Annotated in this window: 2 protein-coding genes; both read right to left on the bottom strand. The window is 66.6% G+C overall.

Features of this window, described 5'->3' with window-relative positions:
• Positions 1 to 1417, bottom strand: a 1417-nt coding sequence (locus ACK5KK_RS10340) for a YhgE/Pip domain-containing protein (protein ID WP_416890004.1), incomplete at its 3' end; no start/stop codon positions are given.
• Positions 1414 to 4018, bottom strand: a 2605-nt coding sequence (locus ACK5KK_RS10335; protein ID WP_416890003.1) for an MMPL family transporter, incomplete at its 5' end; no start/stop codon positions are given. The genes ACK5KK_RS10335 and ACK5KK_RS10340, both read right to left, overlap by 4 nt.

The following is a 4018-nucleotide window of genomic DNA, read 5'->3' as shown; positions in this document are numbered from 1 at the left end:
GCATCTCCGCGCTGAGGATGTCGTAGGCCTCCTGCAACTGCGGGGCCCAGGCGGCAAGCTGATCGAGGTTCGCGGTGAGCACGTCGAGCATGCCGACAAGCTCGGGAGCGCCTGCGTTGAGTGCGGTGAGGGTGCCGTCGACTGTCATCGCTGCGGTGACAACCTCCGTGGTGAGGGTCCCGCTGATGGCGTCGCCGGCGTCCGAAGCGCCCGCCTTGTACGCCTGACACAGGGCCGGATCGGCGTCGTAGGGTGCGGGGCAGGTCGCCGCCGGGTTGACGTCGGAGGCTCCGAAGGTCCCGGACTGCACGGCAGCCGTCTGCACGGCGGTCGCTGTGGCGTGGGCGGCTGGCTGGATGCTCTGGACGGTCTGGATGAAGGTTCGCACGCCGTCAACGGCCAGGCCGGCTTGCCCGACCAGTGCAGGAATGTCGGGGGAGTCGCCGATGACGGATCCGATCCCGGCTGTCCAGTCACCCCACTCGGGAAGGACCTCGATGGCGTGGAGGACGGGAGTCAGGCTGGAGTTGATGCCGTCTGCGTAGTGGCCGACGCCGTCGGCGTAGATGTGCGCGCCACCGGCAAACTGCTGTGCTCCGTCGGCGTAGGTGTCCAGGCCTTCGGCGAAGGTATCGACGCCAGTGGCGTAGGTCTGTGCGCCGCTGACCCACGAAACAGCCCCATCGGCCAGGGCCGACGCACCAGCAGAGAGGTCGGCAGCACCCGACGCGGAGGCGGCAGCACCCGAGCGGAGTGGGCCGCTGCCGTCGGACGCCTGGTGCAGGCCGTCGGCGAGCTGACGGGCTCCGTCAGCTGACGCAGAGGTGCCGTCCGCGAGCTGGCCGGCCCCGTCGGCGAGCTCCTGTGTTCCGTCGACGAGATCCAGCATGTCGACAGCTTGGTCGTTGAACGCCAGGTAGACGTTCTTGAGGTACTCCTGGGTCAGGAACTCGTTGAGTGAGTTGACCGCGGCATAGGTAATGGACTGCCCCAGCGCGGTCTCGCTGATCCCAACGATCTTCGATGTCTCCACCTGGATCGTCGCCTGCTCAGCCTCGTCGACGGGCTTGGCGAACGAAGTCGCCGCAGCGGAGAAGTTCTTCGGGATGGTCACCACGGCCGCATACGTGCCGTCTTTGAGGCCCGTGTCGGCCTTGTCCGCGTCGGCGAGCACCCACGTCAGATTCTGGGAGCGTTGGGTGTCGACAATCTCTGCGGCCAGTTGTCTGCCCAAGGGCATGGCCTGGCCATCGATAGTGACCATCTCGTCGTTGTTGACGACCGCCGCCTGCACCTCGCGGAGGCGTTTATCGCTCCGCCACGTGCCCCACAAGAACCCTCCGGCCAGCAGGGTGGGGACGAGTAGGAGGACCAGCACAGTCACCCACGATGGGCGATTGGGTACCAGGGGCTTCATGAGATTCCTCCGAGCGTGAGCGCAGCCTCGTCGGATGCGCGATGGGGCAGCAGGTCGGCGACCGTCTCGGCACTGGTGGCGCCGAGGACGACGGTCGGGACGGGATCGCCGTCGGCGGCTGAACGGGTGAGGGCACGCAGGGCGTCGCGAGCACGTGCCGTGAGCCGGTCGGCGTTGTCCACGACGACGAGGTCGCCGAGAGGGTCGGTCAGGGCGCGGGCAGCGTCGGGGTCGCCTCCGTCGACGAAGGTCGAGCGGCGGCGGAGACGTCCGGCCTCTTGGGGCTGGACCATGCCGAGGACCTTCAGGTCGCCGCTGGTCAGGCTGAGACGACCCGTCAGGGCGAGCAGCAGGCCACGACGTTCGGGCGCTTCACCGGTGATGACGAGGGAGTGTCCGGGCTTCACGTCGACGTCCACCCCGGAGAACAGCGTGGCGCCGGAGTCGGTCACTAGGCCGAGATTCTCGCCATAGATCACCTGGGTGGCTCCGGGGGTCGGCCAATCGGCCAGGGACAGCTCGTGCGTGATCGCTTCGCCTTCAGCGTCGAGGACGGGCAGCCGCCGCTCGAGCCACGGCGGAAGGTTCCAGGCTCGGTTCCCGAGGAGCTTCATTGCCGCCGGGCCGAGGGTCATCCGGACAACGAAGGCGTCGATGGCGACGCCCACCGCCAGCCCGAGGGCGATGGGCTTGATGCTGACGTCGCCCTCGGGGATGAAGAACCCGAAGACGGAGATCATGATGAGCGCCGCTGCGACGACGACCTTGGAGGAGTGCAGGAAGCCTTCTTCGACCGGGTCGGCGTGGTTCCCGTGCACGTATTCCTCGCGCATGCGCGTGGTGAGGAAGACCTCGTAGTCCATGGCGAGGCCAAAGAGGATGCCCATCAGGATGATGGGCAGGAACGAGATGACCGGTTGCGGATCGTGCAAGTTGACGAGCTGGCGACCGATGCCGTCGTTGAAGACGAGGGTCACGATGCCGAAGGCAGCACAGACGCTGAGGACGTAGCCGAGTGCGGCCTTGATGGGGACCCACACCGACCTAAACACCATGGTGAGGAGCACCAAGGACAGGCCGACCACGAAGATGCCGAACGGGAGCAGGGCGCGGCCAAGCTGGGTGGACACGTCAATGCCGACTGCTGTGAATCCGGTGACGTAGGTCTTGACGCCATACTCGTCTGCCCACGTCGGCGCCAGGGCGCGGAGGCGTTCGACCAGGCCTTCGGTGGCGACATCGTCGGGTGCCGTCGTGGGAATGACGTTGATGAGCATCGTGTCGATGCTCTCGTTGGGGACTGCCATCTGGACGAGTTTGACACCCTCGATGCCCTCGACGTCGGTCTTGATGCCGTCGATCACGCCGAGCGGATCGTCGGACTCGACGATGGAGCCGGTGATGACGAGCGGGCCGTTGTAGCCGGGGCCGAACCGCTCACTGATGAGGTCGTAGGTGATACGGTCGGGTGCTGTCGGTGGGTTGTTGCCAGAGTTCGGCAGCGCCAGGTGGAGATGAGTCGCGGGAATCGCGAGCAGGCCGAGGCCGACGACTACGCCAGCCACAGTGAGGGCGGGCACCTTGGTGACGACGCCGACCCACCAGCGTGCGGGATGGAATCGGGCAGTCCGGTCCGAGGCTCGTTTGGGCCGCAAGCGCTCGCCGGCGAAACCGAGCATGGCCGGCAAAAGCGTCAGCGCGAGGGCAACCTCCGTGGCCACGGAGATCGCGGCGAAGACGCCCATGACGGTGAGGAACGGCAGACCGGCAATGCCCAGGCCGATGAGTGCGATGACGACGGTCGTCCCGGCGAACACGACGGCGGACCCGGCTGTCGCAACGGCGCGCGCCGCGGACTCCTCCGGATCGGCGCCCTTCGCAAGCTGATCGCGGTGGCGGGAGACGATGAAGAGGGAATAGTCGATGCCGACGGCCAGAGAGAGCATGAGGGCGAGCAGGAGCACGGTCGAGCTGACGGCGAAGATCCCCGAGGACGCCTGGATCAGGAGGATGGAGATGCCTGCGCCCACCAGCGCGCTGATGACGGGCATCATCGCGGCCCACACCGAACCGAGGGTGAGCAGCAGCACGATGATGGCGACGACCAAGCCGAACGCCACAACGATGGAGACGCTCGGAATGGAGATGGCGAAGGCGTCGCCGCCAACGTGCACTTCGCTCCCGGTAGGCAACGCATCCTGAAGCTGGGCGCCTACGTCGACGAGCTGGGCGCGCATCTCGTCGGTGATGTCACCGACGGTCTCGGCCTGGATGAGCACGCTCACCAGGCCGGTGGAACCATCGTCGGAGATCAGCCCGTCGACGTACTCGTTGTAGGGCAGTTGCACCTGATCGACGAACGAGACCTTCTCGAGCTGGGAGGAAGCCGATTCCAGCTCGTCCTTGATGGCTGCGTCGGTTATTGCCATACCATCAGGCGCGATCACGACGAAGGTCGCCGAGGTCATGGCAGCCTGCGGGAACGTCATCGAGAGCTGATCGAGCGCTTTCTGGGACGAGGCGCCAGGGATGGTGAAGTCGTCGTCGTAGGACCCGCCGACGGTCCCGGCGAGGATCCCCATCAGCACCAAGACCGCGGCC

It is taken from the genome of Microbacterium sp. (assembly GCF_047972865.1).
Lineage (GTDB): Bacteria > Actinomycetota > Actinomycetes > Actinomycetales > Microbacteriaceae > Microbacterium.
Note: the sequence above shows the minus strand (reverse complement) of the source record. Positions and strands in the feature narration are given on the sequence as shown.